The 23462-nt window shown below is 73.0% G+C and carries 22 protein-coding genes; 15 read left to right on the top strand and 7 right to left on the bottom strand.

Annotation, left to right across the window (positions count from 1 at the left end; all coding sequences use genetic code 11):
• Window positions 1-5: 5 nt before the first annotated feature.
• Together ABZ865_RS00895 and ABZ865_RS00890 are read left to right on the top strand one after the other, a co-directional pair.
• Window positions 6-860: a polysaccharide deacetylase family protein gene (locus ABZ865_RS00895; protein ID WP_361222082.1), complete on the top strand. Its 855-nt coding sequence runs from the start codon at window positions 6-8 to the stop codon at window positions 858-860.
• Window positions 861-878: 18 nt separating this feature from the next.
• Window positions 879-1097, top strand: a complete 219-nt coding sequence (locus ABZ865_RS00890) for a hypothetical protein (protein ID WP_361222080.1) — start codon at window positions 879-881, stop codon at window positions 1095-1097.
• Here ABZ865_RS00890 and ABZ865_RS00885 read toward each other — a convergent pair.
• Genes ABZ865_RS00885 through ABZ865_RS00875 form a run of 3 tightly spaced genes read right to left on the bottom strand, consistent with a single transcriptional unit; the run spans window position 1089 to window position 3151 of the window.
• Window positions 1089-1760: an ABC transporter gene (locus tag ABZ865_RS00885; RefSeq protein ID WP_361222078.1), complete on the bottom strand. Its 672-nt coding sequence runs from the start codon at window positions 1758-1760 to the stop codon at window positions 1089-1091. The two genes, ABZ865_RS00890 and ABZ865_RS00885, sit on opposite strands and share 9 nt — an antisense overlap.
• Window positions 1757-2653 carry an ATP-binding cassette domain-containing protein gene (locus ABZ865_RS00880; RefSeq protein ID WP_361222075.1) on the bottom strand — a complete coding sequence of 299 codons (897 nt, stop codon included), beginning with the start codon at window positions 2651-2653 and terminating at the stop codon, window positions 1757-1759. The genes ABZ865_RS00885 and ABZ865_RS00880 overlap by 4 nt, the downstream gene beginning before the upstream one ends.
• A 57-nt stretch (window positions 2654-2710) precedes the next feature.
• Window positions 2711-3151 (bottom strand): DUF6086 family protein, encoded by a 441-nt coding sequence (locus tag ABZ865_RS00875; RefSeq protein ID WP_361222074.1) that lies wholly within the window; start codon window positions 3149-3151, stop codon window positions 2711-2713.
• Between the two features lie 99 nt (window positions 3152-3250).
• On the opposite strand from ABZ865_RS00875, the gene ABZ865_RS00870 reads away from it, so the two are divergent.
• The 5 genes from ABZ865_RS00870 to ABZ865_RS00850 all read left to right on the top strand — a co-directional run bounded on the left by ABZ865_RS00870 (window position 3251) and on the right by ABZ865_RS00850 (window position 9260).
• Complete coding sequence (locus tag ABZ865_RS00870) at window positions 3251-3991, top strand: peptidyl-tRNA hydrolase (RefSeq protein ID WP_361222072.1); 741 nt, start codon at window positions 3251-3253, stop codon at window positions 3989-3991.
• A gap of 343 nt (window positions 3992-4334) precedes the next feature.
• Complete coding sequence (locus ABZ865_RS00865; RefSeq protein WP_361222070.1) at window positions 4335-5648, top strand: DUF692 domain-containing protein; 1314 nt, start codon at window positions 4335-4337, stop codon at window positions 5646-5648.
• A gap of 112 nt (window positions 5649-5760) precedes the next feature.
• The gene (locus ABZ865_RS00860; RefSeq protein WP_361222069.1) at window positions 5761-6528 is read left to right on the top strand and encodes a DUF4142 domain-containing protein; all 768 of its coding nucleotides are present in this window, start codon (window positions 5761-5763) and stop codon (window positions 6526-6528) included.
• A 97-nt stretch (window positions 6529-6625) separates the two neighbouring features.
• The gene (locus ABZ865_RS00855; protein WP_361222067.1) at window positions 6626-7426 is read left to right on the top strand and encodes a TIGR04222 domain-containing membrane protein; all 801 of its coding nucleotides are present in this window, start codon (window positions 6626-6628) and stop codon (window positions 7424-7426) included.
• Between the two features lie 148 nt (window positions 7427-7574).
• Window positions 7575-9260 (top strand): alpha/beta hydrolase, encoded by a 1686-nt coding sequence (locus tag ABZ865_RS00850; RefSeq protein WP_361222065.1) that lies wholly within the window; start codon window positions 7575-7577, stop codon window positions 9258-9260.
• Window positions 9261-9363: 103 nt separating this feature from the next.
• Here the strand turns inward: ABZ865_RS00850 and hemQ are convergent, their stop codons facing one another.
• A complete protein-coding gene (gene hemQ / locus ABZ865_RS00845; protein WP_361222063.1) occupies window positions 9364-10095 on the bottom strand; it encodes a hydrogen peroxide-dependent heme synthase in 732 nt (243 codons plus the stop codon).
• A 5-nt stretch (window positions 10096-10100) separates the two neighbouring features.
• On the bottom strand, window positions 10101-11657 hold the full coding sequence (gene hemG / locus ABZ865_RS00840) for a protoporphyrinogen oxidase (protein WP_361222061.1): 1557 nt from the start codon (window positions 11655-11657) through the stop codon (window positions 10101-10103).
• A gap of 226 nt (window positions 11658-11883) precedes the next feature.
• On the opposite strand from hemG, the gene ABZ865_RS00835 reads away from it, so the two are divergent.
• Both ABZ865_RS00835 and ABZ865_RS00830 read left to right on the top strand, forming a co-directional pair.
• Window positions 11884-12903, top strand: a complete 1020-nt coding sequence (locus ABZ865_RS00835; RefSeq protein ID WP_361222059.1) for a DUF4349 domain-containing protein — start codon at window positions 11884-11886, stop codon at window positions 12901-12903.
• A 37-nt stretch (window positions 12904-12940) separates the two neighbouring features.
• Complete coding sequence (locus tag ABZ865_RS00830) at window positions 12941-14356, top strand: FAD-dependent oxidoreductase (protein ID WP_361222058.1); 1416 nt, start codon at window positions 12941-12943, stop codon at window positions 14354-14356.
• 41 nt (window positions 14357-14397) lie between these two features.
• Here ABZ865_RS00830 and ABZ865_RS00825 read toward each other — a convergent pair whose 3' ends face one another.
• Window positions 14398-14658, bottom strand: coding sequence for a hypothetical protein (locus ABZ865_RS00825; protein ID WP_361224273.1), 261 nt, complete (start codon window positions 14656-14658; stop codon window positions 14398-14400).
• Between the two features lie 115 nt (window positions 14659-14773).
• On the opposite strand from ABZ865_RS00825, the gene ABZ865_RS00820 reads away from it, so the two are divergent.
• Window positions 14774-15598 (top strand): rhomboid family intramembrane serine protease, encoded by an 825-nt coding sequence (locus ABZ865_RS00820; RefSeq protein ID WP_361222056.1) that lies wholly within the window; start codon window positions 14774-14776, stop codon window positions 15596-15598.
• A gap of 10 nt (window positions 15599-15608) precedes the next feature.
• Here the strand turns inward: ABZ865_RS00820 and hemE are convergent, their stop codons facing one another.
• Window positions 15609-16676 (bottom strand): uroporphyrinogen decarboxylase, encoded by a 1068-nt coding sequence (gene hemE, locus ABZ865_RS00815; RefSeq protein ID WP_361222055.1) that lies wholly within the window; start codon window positions 16674-16676, stop codon window positions 15609-15611.
• Window positions 16677-16795: 119 nt separating this feature from the next.
• Here hemE and ABZ865_RS00810 point away from each other — a divergent pair, with 119 nt between their 5' ends.
• From ABZ865_RS00810 to ABZ865_RS00790, 5 genes are all read left to right on the top strand, one after another.
• Window positions 16796-17473 carry a DUF3000 domain-containing protein gene (locus tag ABZ865_RS00810; protein WP_361222053.1) on the top strand — a complete coding sequence of 226 codons (678 nt, stop codon included), beginning with the start codon at window positions 16796-16798 and terminating at the stop codon, window positions 17471-17473.
• A 280-nt stretch (window positions 17474-17753) separates the two neighbouring features.
• Window positions 17754-18413 carry a response regulator transcription factor gene (locus ABZ865_RS00805; protein ID WP_030777669.1) on the top strand — a complete coding sequence of 220 codons (660 nt, stop codon included), beginning with the start codon at window positions 17754-17756 and terminating at the stop codon, window positions 18411-18413.
• A 134-nt stretch (window positions 18414-18547) separates the two neighbouring features.
• Complete coding sequence (locus ABZ865_RS00800) at window positions 18548-19837, top strand: ribonuclease D (RefSeq protein ID WP_361222051.1); 1290 nt, start codon at window positions 18548-18550, stop codon at window positions 19835-19837.
• A 216-nt stretch (window positions 19838-20053) separates the two neighbouring features.
• Window positions 20054-21271, top strand: a complete 1218-nt coding sequence (locus ABZ865_RS00795; RefSeq protein WP_361222049.1) for an acetyl-CoA C-acyltransferase — start codon at window positions 20054-20056, stop codon at window positions 21269-21271.
• Window positions 21268-23397: a 3-hydroxyacyl-CoA dehydrogenase NAD-binding domain-containing protein gene (locus ABZ865_RS00790; RefSeq protein ID WP_361222047.1), complete on the top strand. Its 2130-nt coding sequence runs from the start codon at window positions 21268-21270 to the stop codon at window positions 23395-23397. The genes ABZ865_RS00795 and ABZ865_RS00790 overlap by 4 nt, the downstream gene beginning before the upstream one ends.
• Window positions 23398-23462: the final 65 nt, after the last annotated feature.

Below are 23462 nucleotides of genomic sequence, written 5' to 3'. Positions count from 1 at the left end.
ATACGGTGATTGCACACGCACGCCGTATCACCGCCGTCTGCGCCCTGGGCGCGACCCTCGCCGCCTGCGGTTCCGCGGGCACCTCCGGGACCGCGCGCCCGGCGCACGCCAAGCCCGCCGCCCCCCAGTCCCCGTCCGCCTCCCGCCCGCCGACCCTCACCCCGGGCCCGGGCGGCCTGACCCCGGTGTTCGAGCACGGGCCCCGCACCCTGGGCAAGACCGTCGCACTGACCTTCGACGCCGACATGACCGCCGACCAGGGGCAGCGTGCCGCCGCCGGCGAGCATTTCGACAACCCGGACCTCATCGGCACCCTACGCACGCTGAAGGTCCCGGCGACCATCTTCATGACCGGCCGGTGGGCCGAGCAGTACCCCGCCCAGGCCCGCTCCCTCGGCCACGACCCGCAGTTCGAGGTGGCCAACCACTCCTACAGCCACTACGCGTTCACCGCCGACTGCTACGGCCTGCCGACCGTCGACGCGGCCCGGATGCGGTCGGACGTCGAGCGGGCGTACACGGCCATCCGCGCGGCGGGCGTGCCGAACCCGATGCCGTACTTCCGCTTCCCGGGCGGCTGTTACGACCGTCAGGCGCTGCGCGCCATCAGCGGGGTCGGGGTCACCGCGGTGCAGTGGGACGTGGTGAGCGGCGACGCGTTCGCCACGGACGCCGACGCGGTCTCCCGGCAGGTGCTGGACGGGGTGAAACCGGGTTCGGTGGTCGTCATGCACTGCACCCGCAGCGCCGCCCCGACCACCGAGCGCGTCGTACGCACGGTCGTACCGGAACTGCGCAAGCAGGGATACCGCTTCGTGAAGGTCTCCGAGCTGATCGGCGAGACGAACGGCCACCGGTGACCGTCCTACGCTGAAGGCATGACCGAGAAGACGGAGAAGGCGGAGAAGACCGAGAAGGGCGACGAGCCGTACTGCATGATCGTCGACGCCACCCGGCCCCCGAAGGCCGACGGGCCGCCGTACGCGGAGTGCGTGCTGTGCCGGGAGCCGACGGAGTACCCGGAGTCGTACAAGGGCATCACCCTGTGCCCGGTGTGCGAGTGGCGGGAGGCGGAGCGCACCGCCTGCTCAGGGTGACCTGCGGGTGGTGAGCGCGCTCGCGGCGGCGAAGGCCGCGGCGGTGGCGAGTGCCGCCCCGGCCAGCGGCAGCAGCGGCACCGGGATCCGGCCGGACTGCGAGCCGGTCACCAGACCGCTGACCGCGGCCTGCGCCGGGGAGCCGGCGAGCACGACGGACAGCAGCGCGGCGAGCAGCATCGTCGGCACCGCGCGGCCGGTGGAGCGCAGCAGCGGCCGGTTGGTGAGCGCGCCGATCGCCGAGCCGACCAGCGCGCAGGAGAGGGTGGCCAGCAGCCCGGCCGTGCCGGCCCGGAGCGGCGGCACGTGGATCCGGTGGCCGTTGCTCGCCGGATCGCTGATCAAGGTCACGACCAGGGTCGCCGCCACCCCGAGCAGCGCCGAGGCGATCAGCGCCGTCAGCAGACAGGCCAGATGGGCGCGGGCGGGGCCCCGCGCGGCGGCGACGCAGGCGCGCGCCGCGTCCGGCTCGCCGGTGACGCAGATCCGCACCAGCCAGGCGGCCACCGGCAGCAGCGCGGCGGCCGTGTAGCCGAGCGAGTCGAGCACCGGCTGGCCGCTCTGCACACCGACCGCGAGGAAGGCGGCGTAGAGGATGACCGGGGGCAGCCAGCGCTGGGAGCGCAGGAGCAGGTCGGCCTGATAGCGCAGCAGGGCGGTCATGGGCGGCTTCCGGTGGCGTGGTCGGGATCAGGGTCGGGGTCGGCGGCGCCGGGCGGTTCGACGCTCACCACGTGCCAGGGCGGGTCGGCCGTCAGGAGGGCGCGCAGAAGGACGTCGGAGTGGGAGGCGGGGACAGTGAGGCGGTGGACGCCCGGCGTGGTCTCCTCGGCGGAGACGACCGCGCGCGCCGCCTCCGGCGGCAACTGCCCGCCCTGCGGCCCCTGCGCGACAACACGGGTGAGTGGCCCGTCCTCCGGTGAACTCCCCTTGTCCGTACGGCGCTGGAGCGAAGCCCCCACCACCGTGTAGGTCGCGTCGGGCAACCCGGCCAGGCGGCGCGGGTCGTGGTCCACGAAGACGACGGCGCCCCCGGCGGCGGTCCGCTCGGCCACCGCCCGCTCCAGTTCGGCCCGCGCGGGCGCGTCCAGCCCGGTCCACGCCTCGTCCAGCACCAGCAGCTCCGGTTCGGCGAGCAGGGCCTGGGCGACGGCGACCTTCTGGCTGCTGCCCTTGGACAGCCGTGCCATCGGCGTACCGGCGTACGCGGCCGCACCGAACCGTTCCAGCCAGATGCCGGCGGCCCGCGCGGCGGCGGTGCGGGAGAGGCCGTGGACGGTGCCGAGGTGGGTCAGATAGCCGGCGGCGGTGAAGGGGAGGGCCGCCGGGAAGCGCTCGGGCACGTAGGCCGTGCGGGGGCGGCCGGTGACGCGGCCCTCGGTCGGGGTGTCGAGCCGGGCGAGGAGGCGCAGGAGGGTGGACTTTCCGGTGCCGTTGGCCCCTTCCACGCGAGTGAGGGTGCCGGGCGCCAGGGTGAGGTCCACGCCTCGCAGCACCCAGGGCCCGCGCAGTCCGTAGCGCCGGCCGACGCCGGACAGCCGCAGCTCAGCTCGCATGCCGGGCACTCCGGTTCACCAGGCCGACACTCCCGTGCACCACGCCGACGCTCCCGTTCACCAGGCCATTCCCCGGCCCACCTCCCGCGCCCGTTCGCGCAGCGCCGCACCCCATGTTCCGCCCCCCGCCGGGGTGGACATCCCCACGCCGGCCGTGATCTGCACGTCCGCGAACGGGCCCCGCGGGGCCTCTTCGAACCGCGCCCAGTCCACCGCGATCCCGGCACGCTCCGCCAGCACCAGCACGGTGGCGACGAACCCCTCGGACAGGGCGAGCAGCACGATGTGGCTGGTCCGGTGGTGCTGGGCGAGCAGGGCGTCGAGGAAGGCTTCGAAGGCGACCGGATCGATGTCGCACTCGTCGTTCTCCATCGGCCCGAAGCCCGAGGGGATCCCCAGCTCCGCCTCGAAGACCGCCACCTGCCGCAGAAACAGACGTGAAGCACCGTTGGACGGGTTCCACAGCGTCCGGCCGTCCACGTCGTAGTACTGGCTCATCAGATCCCCCCGTTGCGTCGATGACCACGTGTCCCGTGTCGTCGATCAAGAAGGACCAGCGTATCCAGTCCGGACGCGCGGCTCGTAGGGTTGTCCCTCGTGAGCCACGTTCCAGACGCCCCCGGTGAGGGCCCCTTCCAGACCGAGCGCAACCCCCGCGACGAGGCGCCGCAGTTCGTGCTGCCCCTCGTCGTACGGATAGAGCGAGGCGCTCCGCCGGCCCGCACCGACGCCCTGGAGACCGCCGCGCGTGCCGTGCTCGTCCTGCTCGGCGACGAGCGGGCGCTCGGCGACGGGGAGTGGGCCGAGGCGGTGCGGAACTGGGAGGACGCACGGATCCGGAAGGTCGTCCGCCGGGCCCGGGGCGCCGAGTGGCGGCGGGCCGAGGCGCTGCCCGGGATCACGGTGACCGGCAAGTCCGCGGAGGTACGGGTCTTCCCGCCGATCCCGCTGGACGGCTGGCCCAAGGACCTGGCGAGGCTCCAGGTGTCCGGCACGGACCTGGACGACCCGGAACCGCCCGTCGCCGCCGACCGGGCCGAGCCGGTGCTGTGGCTGAACCCGGAACTGGAGATGTCGGCCGGCAAGTCGATGGCCCAGGCCGGACACGGCGCCCAGCTGGCCTGGTGGGCGCTGGACGACGAGGCCCGCACCGCGTGGCGCGAGGCAGGCTTCCCCCTGGCCGTGCGCACCGCCGACCCCGCCGATTGGCGCCGACTGACCGCCGGCGGACTGCCGTTGGTCCGGGACGCGGGCTTCACGGAGATCGCCCCCGGGCTGACCGTCGCGGTGGAGGGCGGCGAACGCTTCGCGCCGCTGGGGCGCTTGCCAGGATCGTGATGAGCGCGTTCGTCTCCTGGGGGGAGGAGCCCTCTTCTTTGGCTGTCTGCTGCCAGAACTTCTTGTCGGCCTTCATGTAGGTGTGGTCGCCGACCCAACGGAGATCCGCGGCCGCGCCGTCGCGGGTGAAGGTCCTCAGGCAGCTGCCCTTCTCGGCCACACGGACAACGGATGCGGCAACCAGAACGTGATCCGGCTCACTCCTGACGTGACGCGACGCGACGCCGACTGCCGGCGGGCGGGGAACCGGAGAACCTCAAATGTTGCTCTGAAGGCGCGGGCTCGGGGATTCGGGGCCGGGTGGCGGGGCCATACCCCCGACATTCGGAGAAGGGGACGAGCCATGCGGCGACTGGGCACGGGCATCGGCTGGCGGCCGGAGATCGCGGACGCCGTGGAGGGCATGCCGGGCATCGACTGGGTGGAGGTCGTGGCGGAGAACGTCTGCCCCGGTCATCTCCCGGAGTCGCTGGTACGGCTGCGCGAGCGCGGGGTGACCGTGATCCCGCACGGCGTCTCCCTCGGCCTCGGCGGCGCGGAGCGGCCCGACGAGGGGCGCCTCGCGGCACTCGCCGAGCGGGTGGAGGCCCTGGGCGCGCCCCTGGTCACCGAGCACATCGCGTTCGTCCGGGCGGGCGGCGCGCTCACCGCGTCCCCGCGGCTGGAGGCGGGCCATCTGCTGCCCGTGCCGCGCACCCGGGACGCGCTCGACGTGCTGTGCGAGAACGTGCGCATCGCGCAGGACGCCCTGCCGGTGCCGCTGGCCCTGGAGAACATCGCCGCGCTCTTCTCCTGGCCGGGCGAGGAGATGACCGAGGGACAGTTCCTGTACGACCTGGCCGACCGGACCGGCGTACGACTCCTCATCGACGTGGCGAACCTGCACACCAACCACGTCAACCGGGGCGAGGACCCGGCCGAGGCGCTCGCCGAACTCCCCCTGGAGGCCCTCGCGTACGTCCATGTCGCCGGCGGCTTCGAGCGGGACGGCGTGTGGCACGACAGCCACGCGCACCCGGTGCCGCGCCCGGTCCTCGACATCCTGACCGACCTCGCGTCCCGCGTCACGCCGCCCGGGGTGCTGCTGGAGCGGGACGAGGGCTTCCCCGAGCCGGGCGAGCTGGAGGGGGAGTTGGAGGCGATCCGCGCGGCGGTGGCGGCAGCGGGCACGCCCCGGGTGGCTCCTACGGCACGTGCGAGCGCTGGTGAGGCCGACGGCGCGGGAGCGGGAGGCGTTGCCCTCCTGGCCCCGCCGCAGGCCCGGGAGCGGCTCGGCGTGGCGCAGGCCGCGGTGCTGTCCGCGCTGGTGGCCGGGACGCCGGTGCCCGAGGGGTTCGACCGGGTCCGGATGCGCGTCCAGGCGCGGGCGCTCGCGGCGAAGCGGGCCGGTGTGGTAGCCAAGGTGGCGCCGGAGCTGCCGGTGATTCTCGGGGACGGATACCGGGAGGCGTTCCTGGAGTACGCGCGGGAGCGGCCGATGACCGGGGGGTACCGGCAGGACGCGCTGGACTTCGCGGCCCAGCTGCTGAAGACCGGCCGGCCGGGCGATGCGCGGGTACGACGGCGGCTGCGGAACTGGTGGCTGGACCGCTCGGGCCCGGCCCCACGCCCCCACGGCCTGACGGCCCGGGCGAAGGTGCTGCTGCGGAGGGGCTGAGCAGGACGCGACCGGCCCCACCCGCCCGCAGCCCGGAACGGCCCGCTCCCAACTCCGCAGTAATATGCCAGCCCGCACCCGAAGCACACCGGAGTGCGGTGCAGGAGGCACGATGCGACCGCGACGCCCGATCCAGGGCCGAGGCATATTCAGTGGGACCGGGCTCATCATCACGGCCCTCGCGGCAACAGCCGTGGCGCTGCTGATACCGATCTGGTCGTACGCCGACCGGCCGGACGCGGCGAACGCGAGCGTGCTGAGCGCGCAGACGGTGACGACACCGTTCGGGCCGCTGTCCGCGCAGGACCGGGACTTCGTGACCAAGGTCCGCCTCGCGGGGCTCTGGGAGCTGCCCGCCGGGCAGTTGGCGCTGCGGAAGGGGACCACGCAGGCCGTACGCGACGCCGGCCGGCACCTGGTCGACGGACACACCTCCCTCGACGCGCACGTCCGCACGGTCGCCTCCCAGCTCGGCGTGGCCCTGCCCAACGAGCCGAACGAGCAGCAGAAACAGTGGCTCGACACCCTGAATACGGCGCAGGGGCAGGACTTCGACCGGCAGTTCGCGGGCATCCTGCGCCTCGCCCACGGCCGGGTGTTCTCGCTGGTCGCCCAGGTCCGCGCCGGCACCCAGAACTCGCTGGTGCGCGATCTCGCCGACGACGCCAACACGACGGTGCTGGACCACATCAGGATCCTGGAGGCGACGGGATACGTCGACTTCTCGGCGCTCGCCCGGGACTTGGCGGCCTCCCCCACCCCCGTCCCCTCACCGCCCGCCGTGGACCCGGCCTCCGCCGTTCCGGTCGCGCCCTCGCCGTCCGCGTCGTACTCCCTGCCGCCCGCCACCGCCGTGCCCCCGCCGTCCGGGACTCCCTGACCTGCGGCAAAAGCGGAACGTCACATACCGGCAACACTCTGTCCGCACAGTGAACAAGGCATGGCGTTTTCCCAGGCCCCTGGCATAGAAACGCGTCATGTTCTGGGTCCTTCTCCTACTTCTGGCCTGGGCGTTCGCCGGCATCGCCTGCACTCGGCTGTGCCTGGCCGCGGTCCGTGCGGCGGCCGCGGACAGGGACGCGACGACGCGGGACCGGGCGATCGCGGCGACGCGGCACGATCTGACGCTGTACGAGGCGGCGTTCCTGTCCGGCGGCCCCGCCCGGGTCGCCGATTTGACCATGGTCTCCATGGCCCGGCAGCGACGGCTGCTGCTCGCGCACACCGGCTGGGCCACGGTCGTGGACCCGCGCGGCCGCGACGAGATGGAGCAGTCCGTCATAGGGGCGATCGGGCCCGAGGGGCAGTCCCGGATCGCTCCGGTGCGCGCCGCGGCGGCCGGCGCCGAGGCCGTGCGCCGGCTCGCCGACGGGCTCGTCCGCGCGGGCCTCGCGGTGCCCGCCGGCGCGGGCACGACCGTGGCGGACGGCGTCCGTCAGGTGCGCTCCGCCGCGCTGGTCGTGCTCGCGCTGGGCGCGACCGCCCTGCTGATGCCCGCTCAGAACGGGATGCCGCGCCTCCTGGTCGCCCTCTGGTTCGCGCTGCCCCTCGTCCTGACCCTGAGCTGCCTGGCCCTCGCCCGGGTCGAGGTGCACCCGTACTCGCCCTGGGCCTCCCCGGCCGGGCAGCGGCTGCTCGACGCCCTGACCCGGCAGCCGGCCGGGGACGGCGACGAGCGCTCGTTCCTCACCTCCGTCGCCGTACGGGGCGTCCGTGCGATAGGCGAGCCCGGGCTGCGGGCCGCCTTCGCCCACCGTGACCAGCCCTGGCACGAGTGAGGGTCGTTCCGGAGGCGCATCGGGGGCATTGACGCCGACACCGGCCGGACGGTGCTTGCCTTCGCCGACAACCATACGAAACATCCCTTTTGTTGCCGCCGGGCCGTGGCAGTCGTGCCATCGCCGCCGCGCACCGAAGGGATTCGCGATGAGAGCTGCCGTCCTGTACGCGGCCGCCGGTTCCTTGCTCCTGACCACCCTGGCCGCGGCCCCGGCGGGCGGCGCACCCGGTATGCCGGGCGGCGCACCCGGTGTGCCGGCCGGCGTGCCGGGTGCGGCCGAGGCGCGTGGAACCGCGATCGCCGCCGCGCGTGCCAAGGGCGGCGGCATCAGGTTCGGCGCCTGCCCCGCCGAGCAGGAGGCTCCGGCCGGGATGCAGTGCGGCACGGTGAGCGTCCCGCTGGACTACGCGCACCCCTCGGGCAGGCACATCAAGCTGACGGTCAGCCGGATGCGGGCCACCCACAAGGACCCGCGCAACAGCAAGCGCAAGGTGCCCCGGCAGGGCGCCCTCGTCTACAACCCGGGCGGCCCCGGTGCCTCCAGCATGAACTTCCCGATGATCGGCGTGGTGCCCGAGTGGAAGCGGATCGCCGCCGCCTACGACCTGATCGGCTACGCCCCGCGCGGGGTGGACCGTTCCGCCCCGCTGTCCTGCGAGGACCCCAAGCACTTCTTCAAGGCCCCCAGCCAGGCGCCGACCCACCCGACGGAGGCGTACAAGCGGCAGCGCATCACGCGGGCGAAGGCGTACGCGCGCGGCTGCGCCGAGCGGTCGGGCAGCAAGCTGCGGTTCTACACCTCCCTCAACAACGCCCGTGACCTGGACGTCCTGCGGGCCGCACTGGGCGAGAGCCGGCTGACGTTCATGGGGGCGTCGTACGGCACCTACATCGGCGCGCTGTACGGGACGCTGTTCCCCTCGCATCTGCGGCGCATGGTGCTGGACTCGGCGGTGGACCCGGCCCCGGACCGGATCTGGTACCGCGACAACCTCGACCAGTCGGCCGCGTTCGAGGACCGCTGGACGGACTTCCGCGAGTGGGTCGCCCGCCACGACGACGTGTACGGGCTCGGCGTCACGGCGGCGCGGGTGCAGCGCAGTTACGACACCGCGAGCGCCCGGCTGGCCGCGAAGGCGGCGGGCGGGAAGGTCGGGCCGGGTCAGCTGCAGAACGCGTTCCTGACGGCCGGGTACTACGACGACTTCTGGCCGAGCCGGGCCGCCGCGCTGTCGGCCTATCTGAAGGGGGACGCGAAGCCCCTGATCCGGCTGGCCGAACCGAGCCCGGAGACGGCCGCCGAGGCGGAGAACGGCACCGCGGTGTACACGGCGGTCGAGTGCAACGACGTGCCCTGGCCGACGGACTGGGCGGTGTGGGACCGCGACAACACCCGGCTCGCGCGCGTGGCGCCCTTCGAGACCTGGGACAACGCGTTCATGAACCTGCCGTGCGCCTACTGGCCGGCGCCCCGGCAGCGTCCGCTGGACGTGCGGACCGGGCCGGGTGAGCTGCCGCCGGTGCTGATCCTGGCGGCCGAGCGGGACGCGGCCACGCCCTACGCCGGGGCGCTGGAGATGAACCGGCGGCTGGCCGGCTCGGTGCTGGTGACCGAGCGGGACGCGGGCACGCACGGGATCGGCGGCGGCCCCAACAAGTGCGTCAACGCCCACCTGGACGCCTACCTGCTGGAGGGCCGCCTCCCGGCGCGGCACGCCTCCTGCGCGCCGCACCCGGAGCCGCGGCCGGCCGCCCCGGCCGAGCCCGACGTCCCGGCCGGCCGCACCGACCGGGGGACCCTGAGGGACAGCCTGAAGGGCAAGGACTCCTAGGCGAGTCCGGCGACCAGCTCCGCCACCGACTTGCGGCGCCCGGTGCTGCACCTCCCGGGGGACAACCCCCGGACCCCCGGCCGGACAAAGGGGCCGATACCTGTCAAGCCAGTCCGGCGACCAGCTCCGCCACCGACTTGCGGCGCCCGGTGAAGAACGGCACCTCTTCGCGGACGTGCATGCGGGCCTCGGAGGCGCGCAGGTGACGCATGAGGTCGACGATGCGGTACAGCTCGTCGGCCTCGAAGGCCAGGACCCACTCGTAGTCGCCGAGCGAGAACGAGGCGACCGTGTTGGCGCGCACGTCCGGGTAGCCGCGGGCCATCTTGCCGTGGTCGGCGAGCATGCGGCGGCGGTCCTCGTCGGGCAGCAGGTACCAGTCGTAAGAGCGCACGAAGGGGTAGACGCTCACGTAGTCGCGGGGCGTCTCGTCGGCGAGGAACGCCGGGATGTGCGAGCGGTTGAACTCGGCGGGGCGGTGCAGCGCCATGTTCGACCAGACCGGCTCCAGGGCGCGGCCGAGCCTGGTGCGGCGGAAGAGGTTGTACGCCTCCTGCAGCTGGTCGCTGGTCTCGGCGTGCCACCAGATCATCAGGTCGGCGTCGGCGCGCAGGCCGGAGAGGTCGTACGTGCCGCGGATCGTCACGTCCTTGGCGGCGAGCTGGTCGAACAGCTCCTGGACCTCGTCGGCGTAACCGGTGCGGTCCTCGGGCAGCACGTCCTTCAGCTTGAAGACCGACCACAGGGTGTAGCGGATGACCTCGTTGAGGTCCTTGGCCAGCTTGCCCTTGTTCGGGATCCTGCCGGACTCGGTGGTGGGGGCATCGTCACTCATGGTCCCTATTCTCCTGCTCCGCCGTGGAGGCTCTGCACCGGGTTGGCCGTCAGCTCCTCGACCCCGCTGAGGTCCCCCTCCAGCTGGTCCGCCGCCGCGTACGCGCTCGCGATGCAGGCGGGGATGCCGACGCCGTCGTACTGCGCGCCGCACACCGCGAGGCCCGGCAGCTTGGCCACGTGCTCGCGGATGCGGGCCACGCGCGCGTGGTGGCCGACCGGATACTGCGGCAGCCCGTCGGTCCAGCGGGTGACGCGGGTCGCGAGGGGTACGGCGTCCAGGCCGGTGGCCGCGCGCAGGTCGTGCCGGGAGACGTCGACGAGGTCGGCGTCCTCGCGCTGGAGCACCTCCGTCTCGCCGTAGCGCCCCACGGAGGTGCGCAGCACCACGACGTCCGGGTTCTCCTCGGCGATCCAGCCCCACTTCTGGGAGGCGAAGGTCGAGGCCTTGATGGTGCGGCCGTCGACGGGCGGCACGAGGAAGCCGCTGCCCTCGGGCAGGGCGAGGTCGGCGCGGCGGTAGGCGAGGGTGATCAGCGCCATGGAGGCGTACTCCACGCCGGCGAGTTCACTCGCGGCGGCCGGGGCCTCGGCCCGCAGCAGGTCGGCGGCCGCGCGCGCGGGGACGGCCAGGACGACGGCGTCCGCGTGCAGCACCCGGTCACCGGCCACGACACGCCAGCCGCCGTCGGCCGCGTGCGTCCCGCCGGATCCCGCGTCGGCGTTCCCCGCCGGCCCGCCGTCCCGGCCCGACGCGTGCGGCTCGCTGTCGGCGCCGCCCGGACGCACCGCCGCGACCCGGCGCAGCTCCCGTACCGGCGTGCCGGTGAGGATCTCGCCTCCGCGTGCCCGTACCGAGTCGGCGATCGCGAGGGGCAGCCGGCCCACGCCGCCCTCGATGCCCATGAACACCGGGCCGGTCTGGGCGCTCGCCGCGGCCTTGGCCTGGATGTCGCGGACGGCGGCCGTCAGGGAGTCGTGGGTGCGGGCCGCCTGGAAGAGCTGCGGGACGGCCGAGCGCATCGAGATGGCGTAGGCGTCGCCCGCGTACACCCCGCCCAGCAGGGGCTCGACCAGCCGGTCGACGACCTCGCGGCCCAGCCGCGCCGCCACGTACTCGCCCACCGCCACGTCGTCGCCGACCTCGGTGCGGGGCAGGTCGGCGTCGCGCTCGATGCGGGCGAGGCCCTCGTCGGAGAGCACGCCGGCCAGGGCGGCGGCGGTGCCGGGGACGCCCATCACATGGCCCTTGGGCATGGGGCGCAGGGCGCCGCGCGTCCAGATCGAGGCGCTCGCGGTCGCGGGGGGCCGCAGCCGGTCGACGAGCCCCACCTCGCGCGCGAGATCCACCGCCTCGGGGCGGCGGGCGAGCATCGACTCGGCACCGAGGTCGACCCGGGCGCCGGCGATCTCACCGGGCAGCAGCTTCCCGCCGACCCGGTCGGAGGCCTCCAGCACCGTCACGCGCGCGCCGCGCCGCAGCAGCCGGTGCGCGGCGGCCAGTCCGGCGACGCCGGCTCCGATGACGACGACATGCCCCGTGCCCGTGTCCGTTGCGCTCATGCCCCCACTCTCTCAAACCCCACTGACACTCCCGCCAGGGCCGTTCGGCCCCCACGGCCGCCCCTCGGCCGGCCCCGAGGCCATCCCCCCGCTCGGCCCCGGGCGGCAGGCCCCTTGTCCGGGGCGTGCCCGGACCGTGACCGCATCGGGACCCCGGGAACCCAACGTTCCCGCACCCCCCGGCGTCGAAGAAGCGTCCATGTCACCGTCCTCGGGGGTACCGCCCATGCGCACGCCACATTCCGCACGCCCAGCACGCCCCGCACATCCCCTGCGCCCCGCACGACCGGTCCAGGCCCTGGCCGGTGTCCTGCTCGCCGCCTCCCTCGCGCTCGCCGGATGCAGCGGCGCGAACGACTCGGGCGGCGGCGACGCGAAGTCCGCCGCGGACGCCCCGGTGCGGGAGGCCGGCGCGGGCGGCAGCAAGGCGGACACCTCGAAGCCCGCCCGCAAGGCGCCCACGCTCACCCCGAACTCCATCATCCGCACCGCCTCCCTGACCGTCGTGGTCAAGGACGTGCCCAAGGCCCTCGACGCGGCGCGCACGACCGCGGAGAACGCGGGCGGCTACGTCGGCGACGAGACCACGAGCCGCGACTCCGACGGCCACGAGCAGACCCGGGTCGTGCTGCGCGTGCCGACCGAGAAGTACGACGAGGTCCTCACCGATCTCCAGGGCGCCGGCAAGCTGGTCGAGCGCACCGCGAAGGCCGAGGACGTCACCGACCAGGTGGTGGACGTCGACAGCAGGATCACGTCGCAGCGGGCGAGCGTGGCCCGGATCCGCGAGCTGATGGACCGGGCGTCCAAGCTGAGCGACGTCGTCACCCTGGAGGGGGAGCTGAGCAGCCGCGAGGCCGACCTGGAGGCGCTGCTGGCCCAGCAGGCGTCCCTGAAGGACCGCACGAGCCTGGCGACGATCACCCTGTCCCTGTCCGAGAAGCCCGTGCACAAGGCCGCGGAGAAGGACGACAGCCCGGGCTTCCTGGACGCCCTGTCCGGCGGCTGGCACGTGTTCGTCACCATGCTGCGCTGGATCGCCCTCGCCCTGGGCGCCGTCCTGCCGTTCGCCGTACTCGCGGCGCTGCTCGCGCTGCTGTGGCGCAAGGTCGTACGCCCGCGGCTGCCGCGCCCCGCGGAGCCGGCGCCCGCGGCGACCGCCCTGGGCCCGCTGCCCCACGCGCGCCCGGCGCCGGAGACCACCTCGCCCGAGGCCGGCTCGCCGCAGTCCGGCGACGGCAGCTGACCGGGCCTGAAATGCCCGCGCCCCGTAGCGTGTTCGCATGAGCATGAGTGGTGGGCGGGGCGGCACGGGGCGGGGCGGCACGGAACGGCTGGTCGTGATCGGCGGCGATGCCGCGGGGATGTCCGCGGCATCGCAGGCGCGCCGGCTGCGGGGGCCGGACGAGCTGGAGATCGTGGCCTTCGAGCGCGGGCACTTCACGTCCTTCTCGGCGTGCGGGATCCCGTACTGGGTGGGCGGCGACGTCCCCGAACGCGACCGGCTGATCGCCCGCACCGCCGACGAGCACCGCGCGCGCGGGATCGATCTGCGGCTGCGCACCGAGGTCATGGAGATCGACGTGGCCGGGCGGCGGGTACGCGCGCGTGACGTCGATTCCGGCGCCGAGTCCTGGACGTCGTACGACAAACTCGTCATCGCCACCGGCGCCCGCCCGATCCGCCCCGACATGCCGGGCGCCGACGCCCCCGGCGTGCACGGTGTGCAGACCCTGGACGACGGCCAGGCCCTGCTCGACACGCTGGCACGCGCGCGTGGCCGTCGCGCGGTGGTCGTGGGCGCCGGCTACATCGGCGTGGAGATGGCCGAGGCGCTGATCAACCGCGGCTTCCAGGTGACGGTCGTCAACCGCGGCAAGGAGCCCATGTCGACCCTGGACCCGGACATGGGCCGCCTGGTGCACGAGGCCATGGAGGGCCTCGGCATCACGATGGTGAACGACGCCGAGGTCACCAAGGTGCTCACCCACAGCGACGGACACGCCCGCGCGGTGGCCACGGACGACGCCGAGTACCCGGCGGACCTCGTCGTCCTCGGCATCGGCGTGCGCCCGGAGACCACCCTGGCCCGTGCGGCGGGCCTGCCGCTCGGGGCGCGCGGCGGCCTGCTCACCGACCTCGCCATGCGGGTGCGCGGCCACGCGGACATCTGGGCGGGCGGCGACTGCGTCGAGGTGCTGAACCTGGTCTCCGGACAGGAGCAGTACGTCCCGCTCGGCACCCACGCCAACAAGCACGGCCAGATCATCGGCGCCAACGTCGGCGGCGGCTACGCCACCTTCCCGGGCGTCGTCGGCACGGCGGTCAGCAAGATCTGCGACCTGGAGATCGCCCGCACCGGCCTGCGCGAGAAGGACGCCGACCGGGTGGGCCTCCAGTACGAGACCGTCACCATCCAGTCGACCAGCCGCGCCGGCTACTACCCCGGCGCCTCCCCCATGACGGTCAAGATGCTCGCCGAACGCCGCACCGGCCGTCTGCTCGGCGTCCAGATCGTCGGCAGGGAGGGCGCGGCCAAGCGCGTGGACATCGCAGCGGTGGCGCTGACCGCGCAGATGACGGTCGAGCAGATGACCGCCCTGGACCTGGGCTACGCCCCGCCTTTCTCACCGGTGTGGGACCCGGTCCTGGTGGCGGCGAGAAAGGCGACGGCGAAGATTCACCGAGGACGTTCCTGAGCCGTCCGGCCGTGAGCAGTCCCGCTCTACGCCGTCCCGCTTCAGGCCGTCGTGCTGATCCGCGGCAAGGACGTGACACCCGCGCCCGACGTCATGGCCGCGGGCTGCTCGGCCGGAGGCTTCGCGTGAGACGCCGTCGGCCGGGTCGACCGCAGCCGATAGCTCACCGCCTCGTCCAGCGTCACGGGCCGCTGCATCTGCGACGCCAGCCGCCCCGCCTCCTGACCGAGCCGCGCCACGTCCTCCCAGGGGAGCCGTACCACCAGAGACAGCTCGGCCTCACCATCGGGCAGAGCATGCATCGCCGAAACCTGCGGAGCTTCCATCGCCTGTCCTCACGTCGGTTGAGAACAGGTACGCAAGCCCGCGCTGCCGCGTTCACCGATTCGCGCGCCCGATCCCGGGCACTAGTCCAACGTGGTCATCCCCGTCCATGACGTGAACCCGGTACGCCGCACGCCCTACGTGACGTACGCCCTCATCGCCGCCAACGTACTCGTCTTCCTCACCACCCCCGGCATAGCCGGTTCCGTGGCCGGGGGCAGCGACCTGGCGCAGTTGTGCCATCTGCACGCCTTCATGGACCACTACGCGGCGGTCCCCAGAGAGCTGATCCACCATCAGATGCCCCGGGTGGTCCCGACGGGCCAGGTGGGCGTGGGCCCGCACGGCCCGGGCTGTGTGGTGGGACCGCCGGGCTACGAGAAGTCCCCGCCCCTGTCCGTCTTCACGGCGATGTTCCTGCACGGCAGTTGGCTGCACCTGCTGGGCAACATGCTCTTCCTGCTGATCTTCGGCAACAACGTCGAGGACCGGATGGGTCACATCCGCTACTTCCTCTTCTACGTCGTCTGCGGCTACGCGGCCGGCTACGGCTACGCGCTGCTCAACGCGTCCTCGGGCGACCCGCTGATCGGCGCCTCGGGGGCGATCGCCGGGGTCCTGGGCGCCTATCTGGTGCTGTATCCGAAGGCCAGGGTCTGGGTCCTGGTGCCGTTCCTGGTCTTCCTGCCGCTGCGACTGCCCGCGTGGCTGGTGCTGGGCTCCTGGTTCGGGCTGCAGGCGGTGTACTCGGCCGGGCACGGTGTGTCCGGCGCCGGCACGGTGGCGTACGCCGCGCACGTGGTCGGCTTCGTGGCGGGCATGCTGCTCGCCTGGCCGCTCAAGCCCGGCACCCCGCCCCCGCCGGAGCCGCGCCGCCTGCTGTTCGGCAGGCAGGCCCGGCCCCGTCAGGTGTGGTGAGCGGGCCGGCTCAGCGGGCGCTGTGCGTGTGGACGTACTCGACGAGCCGGGTCAGCGCGTCGGGGTCGGTGTTCGGCATGACGCCGTGGCCGAGGTTGAAGACGTGCCCCTCCAGGCCGGCGGCCGCGTCGAGCACCGCCTGGGCCTTGGCCTCGACGGTGTTCTTGTCGGTGAACAGCACGGTCGGGTCGAGGTTGCCCTGGAGCGCCTTGCCGGGGCCGACGCGGCGGGCGGCCTCGTCGAGCGGGATGCGCCAGTCGACGCCGACGACGTCCGCTCCGGCCTCGCCCAGGAGCTTCAGCAGCTCGCCGGTGCCGACGCCGAAGTGGATGCGCGGGACGCCGTACCCGGCGACGGCGTCGAACACCTTCGCCGAGGCGGGCATCACGGACTGGCGGTAGTCGGCCGGGGCGAGCGCGCCGACCCAGGAGTCGAACAGCTGGACCGCGCTCGCGCCCGCCTCGATCTGCACCTTCAGGAAGGTGGCCGTGATCTCGGCGAGGCGGTCCAGCAGGTCGGCCCACAGCTCGGGGTCGCCGTACATCATCGCCTTGGCGTTCTCGTACGTGCGCGACGGTCCGCCCTCGACCAGGTAGCTCGCGAGGGTGAACGGCGCGCCCGCGAAACCGATCAGCGGGGTGGCGCCCAGCTCGCGGGTGAGCAGGCCGATCGCCTCGGTGACGTAGGGCACGTCCTCGGGGGTGAGGTCGCGCAGCCGGGCCAGGTCGGCGCGGGTGCGGATCGGCTGCTCGACGACCGGGCCGACGCCGGGCTTGATGTCGAGGTCGATGCCGATGGCCTTGAGGGGGACGACGATGTCGCTGAAGTAGATCGCCGCGTCCACGTCGTGCCGGCGCACCGGCTGCAGCGTGATCTCCGTGACCAGCTCGGGCCGCATGCAGGACTCGAGCATCGGAACGCCCTCGCGCACCTTGCGGTACTCGGGCAGCGAGCGGCCGGCCTGGCGCATGAACCACACCGGGGTGTGCGGTACGGGTTCGCGCCTGCACGCCTTGAGGAAGGCGCTGTCGTACGTCGCTGTCGGCTGCTGGCCCGTGCGGGCGTCGTTGGCGGTCACGGGGCAAGTCTCGCATGTCGCCGCCGCGGGCCCGGGGGCGGCGGCCCTGGAGCGCGGGGCAGGAAACCGAGCGGGGTGTCTCGGCCCCCACCGGCGCCGGTTCCCCTTACCCTTCCCGCATGGCTGCGGCTCAGGGACGAATGTCGGACAGCGCTGACGGAACGGACGACGTGAAGGACACCGAGGAGGCGGACCGGCATTCCGGCGCGTCGGCCCCGCCCGCTTTCCGGGCCGCGGTCGAAGCCCTGCGCGGCAGCCGGCTGCGGCCGCAGGTCGAGGTGGAGCCGACGCCCGCCCCGCAGCGGCTGGCCCCGTTCGCGTACGCGCTGGAGGCCGTGGCGGTCGACGGCGAGCAGGAGCTGGCCGACGGGCGGCTGGTGCTGCTGCACGACCCGGCCGGGCACGACGCCTGGCGGGGCACGTTCCGGCTGGTGACCCTGGTGCGCGCGGAGCTGGAGCCGGAGATGGCGGCCGATCCGCTGCTGCCGGAGGTGTGCTGGTCGTGGCTGACCGGCGCGCTGCAGTCGCGGGGGCTGACGTACGGCGAGCCGAGCGGCACGGTCACGCGCGCGGGCTCGCACTACTTCGGCGGGCTGGCCGAGCGCCCGCCCGCCTCGCAGATCGAGATCCGCGCCTCCTGGACGCCCCGCGAGGGTCTCGGCGGGGTGCCCGACACCGCCGCCCACCTGGCCTCCTGGTGCGATCTGCTGGCCCAGGTCGGGGGGCTGCCGCCGGCCGGTCCGGGTGACGCCTCGGTGGTGACGCTGCCGCAGCGCAGGGGCCCGCAGTCCCGGTGACGTGATCCCCGGTCGTGCCGGTGTCATCCGCATGGATGGCTTGTTGACCATCTCTTTGTCGATACGGCCACATTGCGCACTCGAATCGCATCGGCCCGAACCGACTCGATCTTCGGATGATCGATCGCGTGTCCGAATTGCACGGATTGTGACTCACTAGATCGTGATCATTCTCTAAAGGCGGACGGGTTTGCTGCCGAAGACGACTGTGACCTTGAAAGCACGGTTCGTCCCGGCTTCATCCCCACAAGCCGGCCCCGTCCCCCACCCAGGAGGCCTGGTGTCCGTTCTCCTCGAGCAGCCCGCAAGCCTGGTCGCCTACCGCCCGAACAAGCCGACCGCCATGGTGGTCGTGGCCGACCCGCGCGTCCGCTCCACCGTCACCCGCCATCTGTGGGCGCTCGGTGTGCGCGATGTCATCGAAGCCTCGTCCATCGCGGAGGCTCGTCCCCGCATCGGCAACCCCCGCGACATCTGCGTCGCCGACGTCCACCTGCCCGACGGCTCCGGCCTGACCCTCCTCTCCGAGACCCGCGCGGCGGGCTGGCCCAACGGCCTGGCCCTGTCCGCCGCCGACGACATCGGCGCCGTCCGCAACGCCCTGGCCGGCGGCGTCAAGGGCTACGTCGTCACCGGCACCCGCACCAACATCGGGCTCCCCACCCGACCCGGCGCCGCTCCCCTCGGTGCCGCCGCCCGCATGCACCGCCGCCCCCCGGGTGCCCCGAGCCACCCGGGCGGCTACCGCGAACTGTCCGGACGCGAGGTCGAGGTGCTGCGACTGGTCGCGGAGGGCCAGTCGAACAAGGCGATCGGCGTCTCCATGGGCCTGTCCGCACTGACCGTCAAGAGCCACCTGGCCCGCATCGCGCGCAAGCTCGGCACCGGCGACCGGGCCGGCATGGTCGCCGTGGCCCTGCGCACCGGGATCATCCACTGAGCCGTTCGGCGGCACGGCCCGGCCCCTCCCGTGAACCGGAAGTTTCACCGGCCTGACTGGTTTACGACCCTCCGGCGCCCGTCGACGGAACGTTCCGTCGACGGGCGCTGTCCTCGCACGGATACCCTTGACAGGTGACCGACGCCCAAGAGACCGCAGCAGACAGTTCCCTGCGTGCCATCGGAGGCACCCCTCCGGACGACGCCGGATCTTCTCTGACGGGGGCGCCGACACCCCTCCTCGAACCCCGCGAGGGCATTCCCCCGGTGGTCACCGACGAGGCCGCCCTCGCCGAGGTGATCGCCGCGTTCGCCGCCGGCTCCGGCCCCGTCGCCGTCGACGCCGAGCGCGCCTCCGGCTACCGCTACGGGCAGCGCGCCTACCTGGTGCAGCTGCGCCGCGAGGGTGCCGGTACGGCGCTGATCGACCCCGTCGCCTGTCCCGACCTGTCCGGTCTCGGCGAGGCGCTGTCCGGCGTCGAGTGGGTGCTGCACGCGGCCACCCAGGATCTGCCCTGTCTGCGCGAGATAGGCATGGCGCCGACCCGGCTGTTCGACACCGAGCTGGCCGGGCGGCTCGCCGGGTTCCCTCGGGTCGGTCTCGGCGCCATGGTCGAGAGCGTGCTCGGCTTCGTCCTGGAGAAGGGCCACTCCGCCGTCGACTGGTCGACGCGTCCGCTTCCCGAGCCGTGGCTGCGGTACGCCGCGCTGGACGTGGAGCTCCTCGTCGACCTGCGGGACGCGCTGGAGAAGGAGCTGGACCGGCAGGGCAAGCTGGAGTGGGCCCTGCAGGAGTTCGACGCGATCGCGGCCGCTCCGCCCGCCGAGCCGCGCAAGGACCCCTGGCGGCGTACGTCCGGGATGCACAAGGTGCGCAGGCGCCGGCAGCTGGCGGTCGTCCGCGAGCTGTGGCAGACCCGGGACCGGATCGCGCAGCGCAGGGATGTGTCGCCGGGCAAGGTGCTGAGTGACGCCGCCATCGTGGAGGCGGCGCTGGCCCTGCCGTCCAGCGTGCACGCGCTGGCCGCGCTGAACGGGTTCGGGCACCGGACGGGGCGGCGCCAGCTGGAGCAGTGGCAGGCGGCGGTGGATCGCGCGAAGGCTCTGACCGAGTCCCAGCTGCCCCAGCCGGGGCAGCCGGTCGCCGGCCCGCCTCCGCCGCGGGCCTGGGCGGACAAGGACCCCGCTGCGGCTGCTCGCCTCTCCGCCGCCCGGGCCGGGGTGTCGGCTCTTGCCGAGGAGCTCAACATGCCGCAGGAGAACCTGATCTCCCCGGACACCGTGCGGCGCCTCTGCTGGGAGCCGCCCAAGCCCGTCGACGCCGGATCCGTGGAGTCCGCGCTGACGGGGTACGGCGCGCGGCCTTGGCAGGTCGAGCAGGTGACGCCGGTCCTGGTCGCCGCGCTGTCGGCGAACGGCGCCTGATCGCCGTAGATCATGCGGAACAGAGACGTCGAGATCGCGCCAAGATCCTGCGGCGGCATCGGGCACCCCTCTGGTGCAGGGCCACTGGTGTGACGTTCACCGCTCCCCGCCGCAGGACTGTGCAGCTACGTTACTCATAAGTAGCATGGGCCTGAGCGCGCGCTCAGCGCTTGCGCGTCGCAGCTGTGCCATCCCGCACCCTGGAGGAGAGCCATCGTGCCTCGTACCGTCAGGGACGTCGTCTTCGTCGACGGCGTCCGCACCCCGTTCGGCAAGGCGGGCCCGAAGGGCATCTACCACGAGACCCGCGCCGACGACCTTGTCGTGAAGGCGATCCGGGAGCTGCTGCGCCGCAACCCCGGGCTGGACCCGAAGAAGATCGACGAGGTCGCCATCGCCGCGACCACGCAGATCGGTGACCAGGGGCTCACCCTCGGCCGCACGGCCGGCATCCTCGCCGGTCTGCCGCAGTCCGTCCCGGGCTACTCGATCGACCGCATGTGCGCCGGCGCCCTGACCGCCGTCACCACCACCGCCGGTTCGATCGCCTTCGGCGCCTACGACGCCGTCATCGCCGGTGGCGTCGAGCACATGGGCCGCCACCCGATGGGCGAGGGCGTGGACCCGAACCCGCGCTTCGTCAGCGAGAAGCTGGTCGACGAGTCGGCTCTGTTCATGGGCATGACCGCCGAGAACCTGCACGACCGCTACCCGCACATCACCAAGCTGCGCGCCGACGAATACGCGGTGCGCTCGCAGGAGAAGGCCGCCAAGGCGTACGCCAACGGCAAGATCCAGCAGGACCTGGTGCCGATCTCGGTGCGTCGTACGAACCCGGAGGCCGGCGAGACCGGTTGGGGTCTCGTGACCGCCGACGAGCCGATGCGCCCTGGCACCACCCTGGAGAACCTGCAGGGCCTCAAGACGCCGTTCCGTGTCCACGGCCGAGTCACCGCCGGTAACGCGGCCGGTCTCAACGACGGCGCGACCGCCTCGATCATCGCGAGCGAGGACTTCGCCCGCGAGAACGGCCTGCCGGTCAAGATGCGCCTCGTCTCGTACGCCTTCGCGGGCGTCGAGCCGGAGGTCATGGGCTACGGTCCCATCCCGGCCACGGAGAAGGCGCTCGCCAAGGCGGGCCTGTCCATCTCCGACATCGGTCTCTTCGAGATCAACGAGGCCTTCGCCGTCCAGGTGCTGGCCTTCCTCGACCACTACGGCATCGCCGACGACGACGAGCGCGTCAACCAGTACGGCGGCGCCATCGCCTTCGGCCACCCGCTGGCCTCCTCCGGCGTCCGCCTGATGACGCAGCTGGCCCGCCAGTTCGAGGAGCAGCCGGGCGTCCGCTACGGCCTGACCACCATGTGCGTCGGCTTCGGCATGGGCGCGACGGTCATCTGGGAGAACCCGCACTTCGAGGGGGACAAGTGAGCACCACCGCTGAGCTGTTGAAGGGTGCGGCCGAGCTGTTCCCCGACGAGGTCGTGACGTCCGCGCACGTACGCCACCTCGACCTGCCGTTCAACGCCGGGCGCTTCGCGCTCATCACGCTGGACAACGGCTTCGACCACACCAAGCCGACCACCTTCGGCCCGGCCTCGCTGGCGAACCTCAACGCCGCCATCGACCAGGTCGAGAAGGAGGCGGCCGAGGGCACCATCGTCGGCGCCGGCATCACCGGCAAGCCGTTCATCTTCGCGGTCGGCGCCGACCTCAAGGGCGTCGAGCTGCTGAAGGAGCACAAGGACGCGCTGGCCATCGGCAAGGGCGGCCACGAGGTCTTCAAGCGCCTCGCGGGCCTGGCCGTGCCGACCTTCGCCTACTACAACGGCGCCGCGATGGGCGGCGGCGTCGAGGTCGGCCTGCACTGCACCTACCGCACGGTGTCGAAGGCGCTGCCCGCCTTCTCGCTCCCCGAGGTGTTCCTGGGCCTGGTCCCGGGCTGGGGCGGCTGCACGATCCTGCCGAACCTGATCGGCGCCGACAAGGCCGTCTCGGTCATCATCGAGAACAGCCTCAACCAGAACAAGCAGCTCAAGGGCCAGCAGGTCTTCGACCTCGGCATCGCCGACGCCCTCTTCGAGGGCGCCGACTTCCTGGAGCAGTCGCTGATCTGGACGGCGAACGTCCTCAAGGGCGACATCGAGGTCGAGCGTCCGGTGATCGACCGCGGCGAGGCCTGGGACCAGGCCGTCGCCAAGGGCCGCTTCATCGCGGACTCCAAGGTGCACGGCGCGGCCCCGGCCGCCTACCGCGCCCTCGACATCATCGCCGCCGCCAAGAACGGCGACCTGCAGCAGGGTTACGACGCCGAGGACCAGGCGCTCGCCGACCTCATCATGGGCGGCGAACTGCGCTCCGGCATCTACGCGTTCAACCTGGTGCAGAAGCGCGGCAAGCGTCCCGCGGGCGCCCCGGACAAGAACCTGGCGCGTCCGGTCACCAAGGTCGGCGTCGTCGGCGCCGGTCTGATGGCCTCTCAGCTCGCGCTGCTCTTCCTGCGCCGCCTGGAGGTGCCGGTCGTGCTGACCGACATCGACCAGGAGCGCGTCGACAAGGGTGTGGGCTACGTCCACGCCGAGATCGACAAGCTGCTCGGCAAGGGCCGGATCAACCAGGACAAGGCCAACCGCCTCAAGGCGCTGGTGACCGGTGTCCTGGACAAGGCCGAGGGCTTCTCGGACGCCGACTTCATCATCGAGGCGGTCTTCGAGGAGATCGGCGTCAAGCAGCAGGTGTTCGCCGAGGTCGAGGCGGTCGCCCCGGCGCACGCGATCCTCGCCACCAACACCTCCTCGCTGTCGGTGTCGGAGATGGCGTCGAAGCTGCAGCACCCCGAGCGGGTCGTCGGCTTCCACTTCTTCAACCCGGTCGCGGTCCTGCCGCTGCTGGAGATCGTGCGCGGCGAGAAGACGGACGACGCGTCGCTCGCGACCGCGTTCGCCGTGGCCAAGAAGCTGAAGAAGACCGCGGTCCTCACCAAGGACGCCCCGGCGTTCGTCGTGAACCGCATCCTGACCCGCTTCATGGGCGAGATCCAGAACGTCATCGACGAGGGCACCCCGGTCGAGGTCGCCGAGAAGGCGGTCGAGCCGCTCGGTCTGCCGATGTCCCCGCTGGTGCTGCTGGAGCTGGTCGGCCCGGCGATCGGTCTGCACGTCTCGGAGACCCTCAACCGGGCCTTCCCGGACCGCTTCAAGGTCTCCCCGAACCTCGCGGCCGTCGTCAAGGCGGGCAAGCGCGGCTTCTACGTCTACGACAGCGGGAAGCCGGAGCTGGACCCCGAGGTCGCGGCGCTGCTGAAGCAGGGCGACTCGGTCCTCACCGAGGAGCAGGTCCGTGACCGCGTGCTCGACGCGGTGGCGCAGGAGATCGGGCTCATGCTCGACGAGGGCGTCGTCGCCGAGGCCCAGGACATCGACCTCTGCCTGATCACGGGCGCCGGCTGGCCCTTCCACCTGGGCGGCATCACGCCGTACCTGGACCGCGAGGGCGTCAGCGAGCGGGTCAACGGCAAGAAGTTCCTGGAGCCGGGGGTGGCCTCGGTTCCCGCGTGACGCGCGGACACCTGTGAGAAGGGCCCCCGCCTGAGGCGGGGGCCCTTTCCCGTGCGCGGGACGCC

The organism is Streptomyces sp. NPDC047085, from assembly GCF_040643735.1.
Lineage (GTDB): Bacteria > Actinomycetota > Actinomycetes > Streptomycetales > Streptomycetaceae > Streptomyces.
The sequence above is the reverse complement of the archived record's forward strand: the minus strand, read 5'-3'. Positions and strand labels throughout refer to the sequence as shown.